Genomic DNA, 17,407 nt, shown 5'->3' with positions numbered 1-17,407 from the left:
AGAGGGGTTCACACAAGCAATTTCGACATAATGATGGTAGAGTAACTACAGTTCCATTTCATAAGAGTAAAGATATTTCACCAATTCTATTGCGTCAAATAGCAAAAGATATTCACTTAACAATGGATGAATTATTTAAGTGTCTATGATGGCTATCTAATCCCCCGCTGCACTTGACAAAAACGCAGACAGGTAAAATTCGTTTACCAAGGCAAAACGTAGTGAAGACTGGTGGTTTCAAATTTTTACTCTCACCCCAAAATCTTCTAAATCAAATATCCTTGTTCTTCTCCTTGAGCAAACGGTTCGACTTCCACAATTTGTTCATTTCCGGTTGCAGATCTAATGGAAACTTTAGCAACAGACTGTATATTTGCAATATAGCGTAATAGAATTTTGGCTGACAAAATTAATGTTTCTTTTTGGGGAATTTCCAAAAAATTCAATACACCATAAGGTCCGGGAAAATCAACTGCATGCAAATGGAGCATGTTTCCCACAGTAAATTTTTGCAAGTTTTCATTATCTTTTTTGTGTCTGCCAAGTATTAATTTTGTATTGTTATTCAAGCGAAAATGCCTGCCATAACGCAAAAGATTGACAAAATTGTAAAAATACATCTTGCGATCCATCAAATCTTGAAGGCGGGTGCAAATTCGTTTTTCAGTTAGTAAACACCCCCCGGCAGGAGAAGGATAATCAACAATTTCAAATTCTTTCACAAGTTCCATCTGGCGTGTTCTGGTTCGTCCCTGAATATCTTCTAACATTTCTTTGTCCACCCAACCTTCTAAAATCGGTTTTGTATCAGGAAGCAATTTTTGTGATAACGGGCGAACTATCAGGTCTTTATAATCACAGTTTTTTGAAACGGTTGCCAGAGCGACTTTTGTTTGCGATTTTGGTCTTTGCCCGAGAACTTCACCGGATATGAGAAAATCTGCTTTCATCCGTTTTAGCATTGAGCCCAATTTGTGGAACATGAAAGCATGGCAGTCAATACAGGGATTTAGATTTTTTCCGTAGCCGAATTTCGGATTACGAACCATTTCAAGATAATCATCCTTCAATTGAATTATTTTTAATTTCATCCCCAATTTTTTTGCAATATATCTCGCTTTCCCAGATCCGAAAAAAGGAGATTCAAAGCAAATCGGAATAACTTTTATTCTCTGTTTTTGGATGAGTTTCATCGCAAGAATGCTGTCTAATCCGCCTGAGAACAAGGCTAAAGCCGTTATCTGATTTTTGTTTTTCATAGTAATATTTTAATTAACTTATTCCCCAATTATTAAGTTTGTAAATTAAATTTTATTCTGTAAAGTATGCCCTATTTGTCAAACGGTCATACTCCGACCAAGTTCGTTTTTCATCAATCGCCTTTTTGATTATTGATTCTGCACCGGTAGTTTGAGCATCCATATTATCGGCAAAATGCATGAGAATTGCCTCTCTAATTTTGGGCAAGACAACCGCACCTTTTTCGCGTTCTCCATGATGACTTAGAAGTAAATGCTGAATTTTAAGTTTCAGATTTAAGGGAAAATTATTTATTTTTTCAATTTCATCTACTACTTTTTTGTTCCCAAGAACGATATGCCCGATCAGTTTTCCGGTGTCTGTAAAATCAATAAACGGTTTTGTATGATATTCTTCAATTTTGCCGATGTCGTGAATTAACGCTCCGGAAATAAGCAAGTCCCGGTCAATGCCTTCGTAAAAATGAGAAACTGCATCACAAATTTTTGTTACAGTAATGGAATGGTGGAGCAAACCTCCGATAAAATTGTGATGCCAAGACTTTGCAGCCGGTGCGTTAACAAAATTTTTCAAAAATTCTTTGTCATCAAAAATAAGGTGTAGCAATTCGTTCAAATAAGGATTTTTCACGGAATCAATAAAATCAAAAAGTTCATCAGTTAGTTTGTCCACATCTTTGGGAGTGGTTGCCAGAAAATCGGAAATATCGTATTCATTCTCCTGAGCAGTTCGAATTTGTGTAATGTTAAATTGAAGCGAACCGGCATACATCTCTACGAGAGCCTGCACTTTTGCGATATCTCCTTCGTTAAACTTTTTGTTCAATGATTTTACGTTTTCCCAGATATTTCCCGTAATCATTCCAGTGTTGTCAACGCATGAAACACGGATATATGATTTTCCCGCTCTACTTCGGCGCAATTGTTTTTCACTAATTGCAAAAAAACTCACGATTTCTTTTCCCATTTGCTCATTAAGGTTATTTGTAAAATATTTTTTCATAGTTCCTCATTTTGTTTTATTGTTTTCAGTTACATAGATTGGGTTGGAGAATATCCAGCCGTATAATCCGAGATAGACTTCGACTCTATAAAATCCCGCTTCTGTGATGGGGATTGATAGTTTGTTAATATATTCCGATTGAATTTTATTTCCATCATGGATAATTTTTATCGTGCAATCTTGTGGTGTATAGACCGATAAAAACAATTCGCCCTCTGCAAGTGAAATATTTTCACCGGGCAAAGCAAATTTTTTTGTAGTCTTGGAAATAATTCCACAATAAAAGTTGCGGGAATGTTGGCGTTTGTGATTTACAATAAAGGAGTTGCCATTTTTTAGGGCTGTAAGGATTATGGTTTCGTAATTATTTGGATTCAATTTTTCTCTTAGCCAGATAGTGGTTCTAATGGTTTGAAAAAGCTGTTTGTGAGGGAAAAGTGTGAATCCTATAGGTCCCCAAGAATAACGGTTTGCATGCACATCTATCCCACCGATAGCGGATTTTTGGAATCCCTTTAAGTTAAATTCATCCCATTTTTTTAGATTTTTTGATGGGGGTTTTGTGATGGAGAAATAGGGGAATAAAATTCTGAAGACCAAGTTTAAAAAATTTATCGTGCCTGTCCACTGTGAAAGAAAATTCCAGATTTCAATACCGTCAAAATCTGTGATGCTCCAGTCAGTCCATTCAAATTTTCGATATTTTTTCGTAATCCTTTTCTCAAATGGATGGGCGATAAAACCGACACCGTTATTTTCTGCGATATTTTTTACATATTCTTTTGCACTTAAAGATGGGGATAGAACTTGGTCAGTATGAAAAGTGAGATAATGATTATTTTTTTTGCTATCGTTCATTTCATAACCGCAGATTGTAAAGAATTTGCTTTTGCCTAAAGATTTTTTTGCTTGCATCGAAAGATGATCTGCAATTGCGATGTAATCCAGCCCTGCGTTTTTGGCATCCTCAATTATATCCTCGACTTTTCCCCGAGCGTCAAAGGAATGCTCTGTGTGAATATGAATGCAACCTGTATATTCAAAGATTTCTTGCCCGAATATTTTTTTTATTTTCATTAAGGCATTTAATTTCAGACAATGTATGTTCTGTCAATGAAAATGGAAGTGTAGTTGAATCCGGAACCACATAATCCCTGCACCAACATAAATCCTAAACTTCAAATTTTAATCACTTAGCTTTATAAACTTCCTTACTACCTTCTCTTTGTCATCAATAATTAATTTTGCAAAATAAGTGCCGTTGGCTACCGGATAGCCGTGACGGTCTGTTCCTTTCCAGTTTACTTGAAATTTTGCAGGACAGGAAAACGCATCAATCAAAGTTTTTACTTTTTGTCCTTTTATATTGTAAATGCTTAGATTCACGATTCCTGTTTGGGTAAGTTGAAAAGATATGGAAGTTTGATTGCAAAAAGGATTGGGGGCAAGAATTAAGTTTGGATTTTCATCTTCCGGTTTTTCATTGATTGCATATCCGTTCCATTCATAGGCTCCTATATCCACAGTTTCTCCATAGATTCTGGGATTTCCCGCAAGATCATATTCCGGAAGTTCTATTCCATCCGGTAAATCCAATGTTCCGGCGTCTATACAGGGGGAAATATTCAATAACTGATACGGATATTCTCCGCTTCCTATCCAGCAAGGATCAGCATCACCGGGAAGATTATTGTTCCCATCCCAATTTATGGTGTTATTTCCTACTGTATAAATATCCCACATTCCACCTTCAATTAGTGAATTATATACATTTAGCTCACATGATTCATAAGTACCATCAACGAATATTTCTCTCGGAGTATCGCCATAAAGGATGCTGTTATAGATATTTACTGTTGCTCCCTCTTGTATTTTAAAAGCCTCACCATCCGAAGTAGCAGAATTATTACCTATTGTGCAGTTTACCATATTTAAATTAGCTTTAGAAACCCTTAAAGCAGAAGGCATGTGACTCCATTCATTATCTACATTTACATTCTCAGTTATCTCGACATTATATAGATAAAAATTGTAGTTATCAGGATTATAAATTCCAAATAGTGTTAACCCTCCTCCTGTAGGAAATTCTGCTGAATAATCCGGAAGATTATTTTTAACAACAACATTTTTTAAAACAAGCTCTTTTGCTTCTAATCCGGCAGCCCGTTGATAATTATTTTCTATCAAAACATCCTCTAAATAAAGACTTGTAGAATCTAAAATCTCCCCAGTTGATAAAATAGATATAGCGGATTTATGTTCTGCATAATTATTAGTAAATATTAATTTATTTAATATAAAGCCACGTGGTTGAAACAACATCATTGCTCCATAGCCAAATTCTATGGGACAGCTATTAGTAAACGTCAGATTTTTTATAGTTACATCCTTTTCATTACTTCTATCAAGACAAAGTCGAGAAAGACTATCTGCATCTAAAATAGTATTCTCGGGATTATCTCCCATAATAGAAACATAACTTCGTAGATTAATGGGATATTTTTCATTTGTCTCAAACGGTGAATATCTTCCGGGTGATAGATGGATAGTGTTATGATGAGTACTATCCGAATTTATCATGATGAGTGCTTTATAGATATTCTTGTAGGGATCATCCGGTGTGAGCCCGGAATTATTATTATCTCCCTGGGGAGATACGTAGAGGTCACTATTTATAGGTTCTATTTTAGTATTTTGACAGTTAAAAGTATAATCAGAACGTGCGGAAAAATAGAATTTGTCCGGATTTAAAACAGTAAAAGTATCTACAAAAACTTCAGCATATTCATAACCACCATAAAAATCGCATCCGTCACCAGCATAATTCATATAAACATTGCATAAACTATCCTGGCTTAATGTTATCTCCCAGCAATAAATCCCACCCCCTTGATAAAAAGCTTGATTGTTAAAAATGGTGCAATTTTCTAAAGTTGGAGTATATCCTCCATGTTCATATATTCCTCCTCCTCTATAACCGATATTGTTTTTAATAATGCAACTATTAATTTTACAACTACTCTGATTTATGAATATCCCCCCTCCTACTTTATAATTATAAGGACCTGGAGAAGGTGAACCATTACCATTCTCTATTGTAAAACCACATAGAATCGGGGAGTTATTATAACTATTCGTAATCTTAACCACACTTCCTTCTTGATTACCATCGATAATCGTATTTCTTATAAAAGAATCAACTCCTGTAGTTAAATACAAACTTCCTAATTTGATATTTTTGCCCAAAAAATCTATGTTCTCATAATAAGTCCCGGGATAAACCAGCACCGTATCTCCATCCACCGCATTATCGATTCCTGCTTGAATAGAAGTAAAATTTCCTGTTCCATTTATATCTACAGTTATAGTATTTGCAAATAGAAATAATGGAACTATTATTAGGAAAAGAAATATTAATTTTTTTATATTTAAACCTTAAAAGAACAGGAGATCGGAATAACCGACCCCCTGTATGTTTAAATTACTTAATTAACAACATTTTTTTGGTTATATTTTTATCTTCTGTTTCCAGTTTGTAAAAATAGATTCCTGAAGCAACTCTATTACCATTTGTATTACAACCGTCCCATGTAGTAAAATGTGTTCCTGCTTGAATTTTGGAATCTTCCAGTGTAATAACCTTTTGACCTTTAATATTATAAACAGATATTTCTACATTTGATTCTTTGGGGAGAGAGTAAGAAATAGAAGTATTATCGATTGTTGGAGAGAAGGGATTGGGGTAATTTTGTAACAAACGAATCTTTTCTATATTTGAATCATCCTCTTTATTTAATCTTACAATCGAGTAATCCTGTTTTCCTGCTACTATCTTGTCCTCTACAAATGTCTTAAATTGACAGTTATAGACATAATAGTTTTTAAAACTCTTTGAATTTCTGTTTCCATAAGATACTACAAAATTTAGAGTTTGAGTATTGCGAGAAGTATTTTCCGTATAAGCCAGAATCTGAGCAGAACTATCTTCCACAACAGCAGCACCGATACAATCTTCCTCTATAAATACACCTATCTCTTCTGCACCCTCATCTAAACCGATTACATCTATAGCTTCATAATCGGCTTTCTCATCGAAATTAAATGTCTCTGTTTCACTCTTTGTAAATTTATTTTCTTCATTTTGATTGGGATTATTCCAATGAGCAGTGAAAGAATTAACATTCTTTTCTAATTGAACTAAATACCCTCGTCCATAATGTAAGGGTCTTATAACGTTACTCGGTAAGGGTTGACTGGAGCCCCAGTCTTTAGATTTATGAGGATCCTCGAAGGGTTTATGATAATACCAATTTTCTGCCTTTATTGCTAATATGTCATCGAATCGGTTATTTCCGTTTCCGTCTAAAATTGCTTCATCCAGATTTTGACTTTCTTCAATAAAATATCCAATCCAATTCCATTCGGGCCAGGCATCTAACGCGAATGCGGTTTCAGGATCACAGACCGTAATAGAATCGTAAACCTCGAAGGGATAATAATCATAGGTATTTGCCATTTCTAATTTGTATCCATTAGTGCTATTAAGGTTATATAGGTCGTCATGATTCCAATCAGGATAATCATATATCATACTAGTTTGATCATGTAAAAGTTGTATTGCATTCGGTTCGAGCGGTTCCATAACAGTTTCTGCGTTTTGTTCTCCATTGTCATCTCTCACAAGTTCGGGGAATGATATCCAGTTCCATTTTGGGCCGAGTGTAGGGGAGCCGTAAACAATTAATTGTACTTCCGGTATATATGGATCCGAAGTGGTAACAGTAAGCAACCCATCACAATGGACAAACATTTTATTGCAGCAGAATTCAATCGGTATACAAACAGAATCAGTCAGGCTGGGAGGTATTATATCTGGTATATCTTCAGGATCTATTGTATAGTACTCAGCAATAGTATCGGCGAATGTGATAGATATATTTGTCAAATCAGAATCACCGTAATTTTTAATTACTAATTCTTTTGTTTCTTTTATGTCATGAGGAACAATTCCAAAATCTATATCTTTCTGAGGGAGATAGATACCTAAATTGTAATATTCATAAGATCCCATGTCTAGAATATCTGCTGCTATTCTTGGATTTCCTATAGGATCCTGTGAAGGTAATTTATTCCAATCCTCAATATCCAATCCATCGATCGATAAGAATTCATCTTCTGTAATCCCACGATCGATTAAATCTGAATAATCTTCAAGTGAACAGAAATAAAGAGGATCATCCCCCCCTACAAGTCCTATATATACAGGTAGTGGTAAACCTTGCTGGTGTATGTTATTAATATAATTTCCCTTTTCAGGATACAAGTATAGAAAATTACCCAAAGTATAACCGTTAGAACTATCGAGTTCAAAGATACGACATGTGAGACCATAGGTTGAATAAGTATAATAATTATTATAAAAGTTAATATAGAAATCATGCGGTTCCGAATTCCAATAAACGAAATGATATTTTCCTGCTACGTTATTTATAAAATTCACTACATTATCAAATAATTGTCCGCCAATATCTGAGAACATTTTAGATTGACAATTTCCATAAATCGTGTTATTAATAATATTCATATTACCACCAACGAAAAATAAACCAGCCGCTGAATTACCGCCCCCACGATTACCAAATACTGAATTATTAATTATATCACCGTCACAGTGTATGAGAGCTAATCCAGCACCATCAAGATCAGAAATTACTTCAGTGTCATCATTTTCATATATAAGGTTATTTCTCAGCAATATCTCACAGTACCATAAACAAATTCCACCACCATAATCATCAGCTTCATTATTTTCTATTTCGCAGTCTTCTATAATAATAGTCATATTCTCGTGCACAGAAGTAGCAGCATCGTTAATTGAACATGCATATATTGCCCCCCCTTGTTCACCTCTATTGTTATAGAAAATACAGTTACTTATAACAAGATCTGGTGAATTACGATAGGAGACGAAACTAGCTGAAATAGCACCACCATTATTAAAGGGTGAACCAAATCTATTTTTCGTTTTAGTGAATGAACAATATTCAAATTCGCTAACTCCACATGGCAATATTTGACCTCCAGCACTTGATATGTTTATACCATCCCATCTTCCAGTCCCTAATGACTTAAATACAATTTCACCATCGTTATGGTCAGTTCCTTTAGCAATTAATGATCCGTTTACATACATACATATATCACTCTCAAACTCCAAGGTTACACCAGGTTCTATCACCAAACAAACAGTGTCTGGTATTACAATATCGTCAACAGAATTTAGCCAATCTTGCATAAAAACAGGCATGTCGCTAGGGCAAATAATATCCTGTTCTAATATAAAATAACTTTGTACTACAGAATTATCAAAACGTGATTTAGTATGTTTATATCCACCCACATTGTATCTTAATTTAGCTGAATTATTATCTACTTTTGGTTTAAATGGCCAGCTTGTGCACAGCAAATTAGGTTGTTCATTATAATAATAAGATTCATCGTTTGCAAATGTATCATAATAATCGCCATCATAGTTTTCTAAATCTGTATTTCTTTCTATGGTTTTATGCCTTTTGTGTCCCCATATATTTCTATATGTAATTTGGCTGTGACTTTCAAAGTATGTTGAACTACCTAATCTATATCTAGGACCACCTAATAAATGTAACCATCTATTGCCTTCTTTCAAATAATTATTAACAATATTTTGCTTTTTTTGAAGGGGATATATGTGATATCCATGTTCTTTTGCTGAATTTCTATGAAATGTATTATCCGGCCCATTGGACCAATGCCAAAGATCCACCCACATAAATTGCCCAATATTGCCTTCAAAGAGATTTCCCATCGGACCGGCAACAGAACCCTGTGGACCACCACTAGGATGCCCATGACAAACCATATCACCGGACATGTTGTCTGGTAAATCAGGTCTATTTGTTTGTTTTGCTCCTATAGAATAATTATATCCGAATACATTATAGTTTGCTTCATTTTGAACTAACATAGAATGACGGAGATTTTCAAAAATGTTATCTTCTATCAAGCAATAAGAACTACCATTACACAGGACTCCATATCCTGCACCTCCCTCTCCATAATGCTGTGCATCATGAAAATAACATCCTCTCACCTCTATATGATTACTATTATATATATCAATATGATGCTTAACAGGTCTGTAACTTTCTACACCACTTACCCAGCAATTATCACAGTCTTGGATAAGGATATTATGACCTTTTTCACTACTTGGTAAAGAGCCAGAATCAATTCTCTTTATACATAAGTCTTCTACTCCTGAGTTGTCTGCACCTATTAGCTCAATACAATTCTTTGTATTTTCACCAAGATCAAACTCAAGAATTGTTCTATCTTCTAAAGCTTTATCTTTCTTAAATTGATAATTACCTCCTAAAATTATATTTGATGGAATCGTAAGTGTTAAATTTAATTGATATATGGTTCCTGCAGGTAGTTGAATTTTCGTTAATATTCCTGGATATTGATTACTATAGTGTGTTATTTTGTATTGAATATCATCTGAGGCACCAATGGATTGTGTTATTGTAGCGGAGGGATTATTGCTTGAAATACCATTAGGATATCCAGAATCTTGCCATTGATTTGTGTGAATATGATCATTTATTGTTGGACTTATAGAACTTATATCACAAAATGAATTAGAATAGAATAAAACTACAATAATAAATGTGAAATATATAGTTTTATTAAGTTTGATTTTTGTATTTTTCTTGTTGTTCATTTTATACCCCTTTTACGTTTTTTATTTTTTAATAATTATTAAGGGGGTTATTAATTTTTTATTTACCGCATCCTTCTTTGAACAGAACACATTACCCTATTATCTGGTAAAAAAGTAATAGTTTTACAATAATCATTTAACGAGTTATCTATTAGTTGTCTTCGTCCTGAACCATTACTATTGATTATATAAATATGGCTGAGTTTTGCAAAAAAGATTTCTGAGCCATCACTTGAAATTACAGGTCTATAATAATCTGCATCTCCTAAGTCAGATAAATTAGATCCATCTTCATTCATTATATAAATATGGTTATCATTATTATAGAATACAATCTTACTTCCATCTGCAGGCATTGATATACCAAAAGGAAGAGAGCCTTCGAAAAGAAAGTGATTTGTTGAATCTCCAATATTATTAGAATATAATCCGCGATCAATCTTACAAGTACTATCACCATACCAAATATAAAATATTTTTTCACCATCTATTGAAAAAGAGGGAAACATAAAGTAGCTACAATCGAGAGTTGGGTTTTTATATTCAACAACTATATCATTATTTGCCCCATTATAATCCATAGTAGAAACAGTGATAATTGAATCTTTTTTTGTTGTATAGACAATTTGTGTTCCATTATTTGAGTAACAAGGATAGAATTCAAAAATATCTTGTGTATTAGTAATGTTTGTGATTTCATTACTCTCTAAATCCAGTTGATAGATATCAGTATTATATAAGAATACAATTTTCGTTCCTTCAGGTGTTTCATCAATTGATGGAGAACTACTGCCCCAGGAATTACCAACTGAATCATTTAATGTATTAAAATTTGAGCCATCAATGTTCATTGAATAAATATGACTAGTTCCAAACAATATTACTCTTTCACTATCAGGGGTAACAACAAAGTGGCGTCCTACAGATTCTCTTATGTAAGTTAGATCAGTTCCATCAGTATTCACTGTGCACAGCCAATCTTCATAAATAATTCTTTCTGCAGCGTACCAATCACAGCCTGTCAAAGCTACTAAGGTTATAATAAATAGTCCAAAGAATATTATATTTTTCATAACTGTATCCTCTATTTTTAAATTTGGTTTTACTATTTGTTAAATTCTTTTAATTCCAGTACAGAATTTTCGACAAATCCACCTTCTAAACTTTCTAATAAATTAAGGTTAGATATTAAAGGGGTAGATATCTCAAATGGTATCATTTTAGGGACCTGGCTGGAAAAATATTGCTTTGCACTATTTAGCATTTTTTTTCTTTCTTCAGGATCAATATTTTTCATATTTTGCGTAGTTTTATCATCAAATAAAGGTTGAACTATCTGGCAATCCATGCTACCGAATTTTGTATTAATACTTTTATTTATTCGGCTGTTTTCCCAACTTTCTATTCCGGACATTTTGTGTACAGATGAGCTTAAATTTGTGATTTCTTCATAAGTCTTTATAACCTCATTTGTACTTACTAAATCCGGTTCGTGTTTTCTGCCTTTAAAATCAATACCATAGAAATCGAGTAATTCTCTTGTGTCATTATCGATTAGCATATGCAGTTCATTTTCATCATATTTCTCTACGACCCATATTCCGTTTTTTACTTTTTTAGTCGCTTCTAATGAAATATCTGTTTTATTTTCTTGGTCTGCTTTTAATTTGTATTCTACTTTATCACCGACTTTAAGATCAGAAGAAAATCTATAAGGAACTGTCTTTTGTAAAACTGCTACAAGTTTCTTTTGTGCTTCTTCCGGGGTTATGCTTTCTTCCTGGGCAATTATAGGAAAAGAAAATAATATTAAACTTCCTACAATTAATCCTAGTATTTTATTTTTATTCATTTTAACTCCTATTAATTTTAAAATTATCATTAGTTGTTTATTTTTGTAGAAGGTTTTCCTCTCTTAACATTGATTTTCATAATTAGTTTCTGTGTCTTCTGTTTTGATTAACATTATCAACCATCCACATTTAAGTCTTTTCCGTTCCGAGAAGAAAAACAGAAAAGACTGACGTCAGGTGAATTTGTTTTTCTTCCATAAAGTAATTGATTTTCTGCTTAAAATATTTTCATTGTAACTGGCTTTATACTTGTTGTTTACATACATTGTCAGTAGGGGGGGGTAATGGAAAATGATAGAAGGTAAGAGTGAAAGACAATGATAATATTAAATTTAATATATTCTATCATAAAGCCCGTTTCTGATCGAGTTTTATTTGAACACAAAAACTTTTTCGCTTCATCCATTTTTTTTCTTTCATAATATTATTAATTTTTATAAAATTTGTTCAAAAGAAAATTGTAAGTAAATTTTTGTCAAATTTCTCTTAAATAAATTTTGGTTAGTCTACATCAAAAGTATCCACCGGAATATGTCAAGGATTTTCGGACACGATTCTAATTAATAATTTCAGATAGTTAACCACATAATCTCTACTCCCAAAATCCAAAAAAATGAGTAACTTGACACAAATTCTAATCATTTTGAAATTCCAGAAAATATAGATTGCAAAATTTTTTCAGGAAGGATAATTATTATGAAAGTAAAAAAGACTCTCTATCGCGATTTGAAGAACAACAAAATAGGTGGAGTTTGTGCAGGATTGGCTGAATATTTTGGTTTGGATGTATCACTCGTCAGAATCATTTGGATTCTTTTGGTTCTAATATTTGGAACCGGTATTTTGGTTTATTTGGTAGCCTGGATAATCATTCCACCAAAGCCGGAAAAATTTTATGGAATCGAAATTATTGATGATGAAGAGGAGAAAGAAGGAATTCATCTTAGCAGGGACAATCGGATGATTTTCGGTGTTTGCGGCGGAATAGCAGAATATTATGATTTTGACGCATCGATCATAAGAATTATATTTCTTATTTTAATTCTTACATTCGGATTTGGATTTCTGGTTTATATTTTATTAGCACTAATTCTATCGTATAAACCGGAAGACAAAGAGGGAAAAATTGATGAGGAATAGAAAGCCAAAACGATGTTTAAGTTTTATTCTCAATCCCCTGCTTTGAGAATGTAACTGCCTAAAAATGCTTTGTCTATCCGCAAAAATTTAACCGAGAATAAGTAAATATGCGTCCCCTGCTTCTCACTCTTTTTATCATTCTAACAATTTCTCCCGCTTACGCAAAAGAATTTTATTCCTTACTTGAAAGAAGCGAGCGGATAATAATTCTTGATGAACAGCAGATTTATCCCCTTTATGCCAAAGTGGGAATTTCAGATACAACAAACCGAATTATCAAGAATTCGGAATTAGTAACCTTTGGGGGAAATATATTAATCCCCAATGTTGATTATTACCTAAATTACAGCAATGGAAAAATAAAATTCATCAAAAAATTAATTATCGGTTCTTCGGTCAAAATCAGTTATAAGATTTATCCTGCAAAATTATTACTTTCCTATTATCAATATGAAAATTTAGGGAAATCTGGCGAAGGGAAGCAAAAGAAAATTCTTAGCAGAAAATTATCAAATCAGCCCGATGGATTGTCTTCTTCGGAATTGATGATAACAGGTAGCAAAAGTTTCGCTATCTCTTTGGGCAATAATCAAGATTTGCAGCTCGATCAATCTCTCTTTTTGCAAATTGATGGAAAATTATCCAAAACGATATCTGTTCAGGCTCGACTTTCCGACAATAATTCTCCCATTTCTGCGGAAGGTTCCAGCAAAAAAATAAGCGATTTGGACAAGATGTTTATCAAGGTATATTCCAAAGATTATTCGCTTTCGTTTGGAGATTTTTTTATCAGGAATCAGGATACATATTTTGCCAATTACGATTATAAATTGGAGGGAGTGGAATTTGAGAGCAATATTCGCTACAAACCGTGTGTGGCGGCTGCAATTTCCAGCGGTGATCATAAAAATTATACTTTTTATGGGACAGAAGGAATTCAGGGACCGTATTATTTGCCGGGGAAAAACAGTTCAAGAGTAAAAATTCTTTCCGGTACTGAGAAAATTTATCTCAACGGTCAAATTCTTTCACGCGGAAATGATTATGTGATAAATTATAATGAGGGAGCAATAAATTTCAAGATAAAGCACGTCATAACAGCGGAATCCTACATAATTGCAGATTACGAATATACCGCCGAAGAATTCAAAAGTAATATTTATTTTGTTTCGGGAGAGTTCCCCCTTTGGAATGAAAAATCAAAAATATTTATGTCGGTTTTCTCAAACAATGATGATAAAAACAATCCGCTCAATTTCACTCTTTCCGAGCAAGACAAGGAAATTTTATCTTCAGCAGGCGACAATCCTCTTCTCGCCCGAAAAACCGGCGTGGATTCCGTAACTACCGGCAATGGAAATTACATAAAAGTGGATTCGCATTACGAGTATGTGGGATATGATTCCACCGGGAATTTTGTGGTTAATTTTTCTTATGTGGGCGCGGGGCAAGGTTCATATATCAAATCAGGTTATTATAGTTATGAATTTATTGGTGAGGGAAATGGTGATTATATACCGGAAATTCAACTTCCTTTTTCACAGAGCAAGACGAATTATGATTTTGGTGCAAAATTGAGTTATGGAAAATTTTTTCTTCTTTCAGAGGGGATGATTAGCCATTTTGACCGCAACAGTTTTTCATCATTAGATAAAAATGACGACTATGGTTATGCCACAAACAACAATCTTTCTTATGTAAGAAAAATATTCAAAAAGTTCCAAACCAAAAGTTCAGTATTTTTTAGATATACGAGTAAATTTTTTCATCCTACCGCGCGCGTGGAATCTGCCGAAACAGAATATGAAACAACCGGATTTGAAAGCAGCCGCGATACTATTTCCGTGATTCGCTTGGGTGGGGATTTTCGATTAAATTATAAAAAATTCTTGCAAAATTATATTTCTTTTTATAAAGAAGATATTGGTAAAACGACCGATCAAACAAAAATTTTAAACAATTTTTCCTTTAAGCAAAACGAAAAAGCTTCTTACATTCCCTCATTTGCATACGATTATTTTAGGATAAAGCAAGAATCGAAAACCGACTCAACAGAAATAGTCCAAGCAGTTAACAATGTTTCTGCCGATTATAATTATAAATGGTTAAATTTCAAAACGGGCTTTTATCATAAGAAATATGAATATTCAACCTCTCTAAAGTTTGGGTTGCGTCAGCAAAGGATCAATCTGCAAAGTGCTTTTGATTTTTCCAGAATAAAAATGTCGTTGGAATATATTCAGGATGAGATTGACAGTTTGCAAGTGAACTGGCAAAAATTTAAAAAGGCTTCGCAAATAAAGACAAATTTTGGATATTTTTTAGAGAATTTTTCTGCAAATTTGGAATATTCGCATCGTGAGAACAAATATTTTAATGGAATGAGTAATTCGAAATTTGATTTGCTTAACACTCGAGTTTCTGCAAAATTCTTGAATGAAGGGATTTATAATCGCATAAATTATAAAATCGGGAATGAGGAAATGTATCCAAAGGTGAAAGAACTTATTTATGTTGGCGATGGGAATGGCAGCTATACTTATGTGGATAGCGTAGTGGTTTATGAGGGCTACGGAGAAGGAGATTACGAATATGAGATCACTACCGTTGGCAATCCAAAACCGATTGCAGACGTGCAATTTAACTGGAAAATGAGCTTTAATCCTTCCAGAATAGAAAAATTGAAAAAAATTCCGGTTCTTTCCTTTCTGCAAAATATTACTTTTACATCCGATTTTGGGATTCAGGAAAAATCGGAATGCCCTCGCAAATTGGATGTTTATTTGTTGAAAAACAATGTTTTGATGAATGAAAATTATACTCAATATGGAAGCAGACGCCTTAAAGAGGAGTTTTGGTATAACATCATAAAGAATAAGATTGTTGCGAGACTTCAATACGAAAATATAAAGAAAATGGATAATCGCTATGAAAACGTATTCGATGAATCTTGGCAGGATAAATATGATTTCGGTTTGAATTTTTACAATCTAAAAAAGTGGAATTTCGAAAACACGTTTTCTTTTACCGACAAAACTTCCAACTACACTACCGATGATTTTCTGAAAACAGATGATTATTTGATTGAAACGGATGTGAGCTATAAATTTCATTACAATTTAATTTTTTCAAATATATTCGGATATGAATTTGAAAATGGTGAGAAGATTGATCATACGGAAAAATATAAAATTAAATCTCTTATCTGCGAACCGAGAGTTGTTTACAATATTGGCAGCAAATATCATTTGATGGCTCAATATCGAATTCAGGATAATAAAAGAAGCGGTTCCGATTATCTTTCGAATATTTTGTTTAGCAAACGTAATGGGGTATCCACTCGCCTGAATTTGCAATTTAATTATAAGATCAGCAAATATTTTACCGGATTTATGAGCTATAATTCCGAAAACTATCCCGAAACGCAACCGCGAAGGGAATTAAAAATGGAAGTAAGAGCGGATTTTTGAAGAAGATTTTATTTAGCCACTAATTGACACTAATTTTCACGAATGACATTTTTTATTTTGGAGTAAAATATCCGTGATATTTTATTTTTTAATATTCTCAACTCCTGAAAAGTGTGGACTTAACTCAAGTTAAAACCATATTTTTGGTTGTTTTTTTTTGACGTTGGAATGTGAGTCGAATTTCTTCTCGTCAAATCTAAATTTTGGAGATTCACGCTGATGAAAATATATATTTCGGATAGATGCGGATTATCCTGCTTCCTGTTTTTACTTGTTTTAATATCTGTTTTTCAATCCTTTTTCGGAACAGAAATATTCGCAGAAGACAATGGGGAAAAAGTCATTCTGAAAGTTTTTCAACTTCCAGATCCCAAAGCTACCGATGCTTTTAGCAAAGCAGACAGAGCCATTATGAAAACATTTAGAGTAAAATATCCCAATATCGAACTTCGATCTTTTTCCGAAGGGAATTAAAAATGGAAGTAAGAGCGGATTTTTGAAGAAGATTTTATTTAGCCACTAATTGACACTAATTTTCACGAATGATATTTTTTATTTTGGAGTAAAATATCCGCCTGCCTCGTGTCCGCCAGCCGGCGGATTATCTGTTTTATTTATCCCGCATGCCCAGTGAAATATATTTTTTTCGATATTTCATTCGGGTGAAATGATTTTATCTTTTTTATTTATCCCGTGAAATGATTTTATCTTTTTTATTTCACTGGGATTTCATAGGGGTGATATTTTATTTTTTAATATTTTCAACTCCTGAAAAGTGTGGACTTAACTCAAGTTAAAACCATATTTTTGGTCATTTTTCTTGACGTTGAAAGGTAAACCATATTTCTTACAATCAAAATTAATTTTGGAGATTGCCGCAGGTGAAATTAGATAAAAGTATTCTTGGTTGGATTTCT

11 protein-coding genes are annotated in these 17,407 nt (G+C 33.3%); 4 read left to right on the top strand and 7 right to left on the bottom strand.

Going from position 1 to position 17,407, the window contains the following annotated elements:
• A partial coding sequence (locus U9P79_00195; GenBank protein MEA2103054.1) for a type II toxin-antitoxin system HicA family toxin occupies positions 1–149 on the top strand: 149 nt, incomplete at its 5' end.
• Positions 150–266: 117 nt separating this feature from the next.
• Here U9P79_00195 and U9P79_00190 read toward each other — a convergent pair.
• The 7 genes from U9P79_00190 to U9P79_00160 all read right to left on the bottom strand — a co-directional run bounded on the left by U9P79_00190 (position 267) and on the right by U9P79_00160 (position 11,879).
• Entirely contained in the window at positions 267–1,259 is a 993-nt protein-coding gene (locus U9P79_00190) for a DUF814 domain-containing protein (GenBank protein ID MEA2103053.1), read from the bottom strand.
• Positions 1,260–1,311: 52 nt separating this feature from the next.
• Complete coding sequence (locus U9P79_00185) at positions 1,312–2,262, bottom strand: HD domain-containing protein (GenBank protein MEA2103052.1); 951 nt, start codon at positions 2,260–2,262, stop codon at positions 1,312–1,314.
• Between the two features lie 6 nt (positions 2,263–2,268).
• On the bottom strand, positions 2,269–3,339 hold the full coding sequence (locus U9P79_00180) for a CehA/McbA family metallohydrolase (protein ID MEA2103051.1): 1,071 nt from the start codon (positions 3,337–3,339) through the stop codon (positions 2,269–2,271).
• A gap of 108 nt (positions 3,340–3,447) precedes the next feature.
• A complete protein-coding gene (locus U9P79_00175; GenBank protein ID MEA2103050.1) occupies positions 3,448–5,565 on the bottom strand; it encodes a T9SS type A sorting domain-containing protein in 2,118 nt (705 codons plus the stop codon).
• A gap of 178 nt (positions 5,566–5,743) precedes the next feature.
• The gene (locus tag U9P79_00170; protein ID MEA2103049.1) at positions 5,744–10,027 is read right to left on the bottom strand and encodes a T9SS type A sorting domain-containing protein; all 4,284 of its coding nucleotides are present in this window, start codon (positions 10,025–10,027) and stop codon (positions 5,744–5,746) included.
• Positions 10,028–10,089: 62 nt separating this feature from the next.
• Entirely contained in the window at positions 10,090–11,100 is a 1,011-nt protein-coding gene (locus U9P79_00165) for a hypothetical protein (protein MEA2103048.1), read from the bottom strand.
• Between the two features lie 32 nt (positions 11,101–11,132).
• On the bottom strand, positions 11,133–11,879 hold the full coding sequence (locus tag U9P79_00160; GenBank protein MEA2103047.1) for a hypothetical protein: 747 nt from the start codon (positions 11,877–11,879) through the stop codon (positions 11,133–11,135).
• A gap of 697 nt (positions 11,880–12,576) precedes the next feature.
• Here U9P79_00160 and U9P79_00155 point away from each other — a divergent pair.
• The 3 genes from U9P79_00155 (at position 12,577) to U9P79_00145 (ending at position 16,964) form a co-directional block, all read left to right on the top strand.
• On the top strand, positions 12,577–13,020 hold the full coding sequence (locus U9P79_00155) for a PspC domain-containing protein (protein MEA2103046.1): 444 nt from the start codon (positions 12,577–12,579) through the stop codon (positions 13,018–13,020).
• Positions 13,021–13,127: 107 nt separating this feature from the next.
• Complete coding sequence (locus U9P79_00150; GenBank protein ID MEA2103045.1) at positions 13,128–16,490, top strand: hypothetical protein; 3,363 nt, start codon at positions 13,128–13,130, stop codon at positions 16,488–16,490.
• A 219-nt stretch (positions 16,491–16,709) separates the two neighbouring features.
• Positions 16,710–16,964, top strand: a complete 255-nt coding sequence (locus U9P79_00145; GenBank protein ID MEA2103044.1) for a hypothetical protein — start codon at positions 16,710–16,712, stop codon at positions 16,962–16,964.
• Positions 16,965–17,407: the final 443 nt, after the last annotated feature.

This window comes from Candidatus Cloacimonadota bacterium (assembly GCA_034661015.1).
GTDB lineage: Bacteria > Cloacimonadota > Cloacimonadia > JGIOTU-2 > JGIOTU-2 > JAYEKN01.
This window is presented reverse-complemented; position numbering and strand designations above follow the sequence as displayed.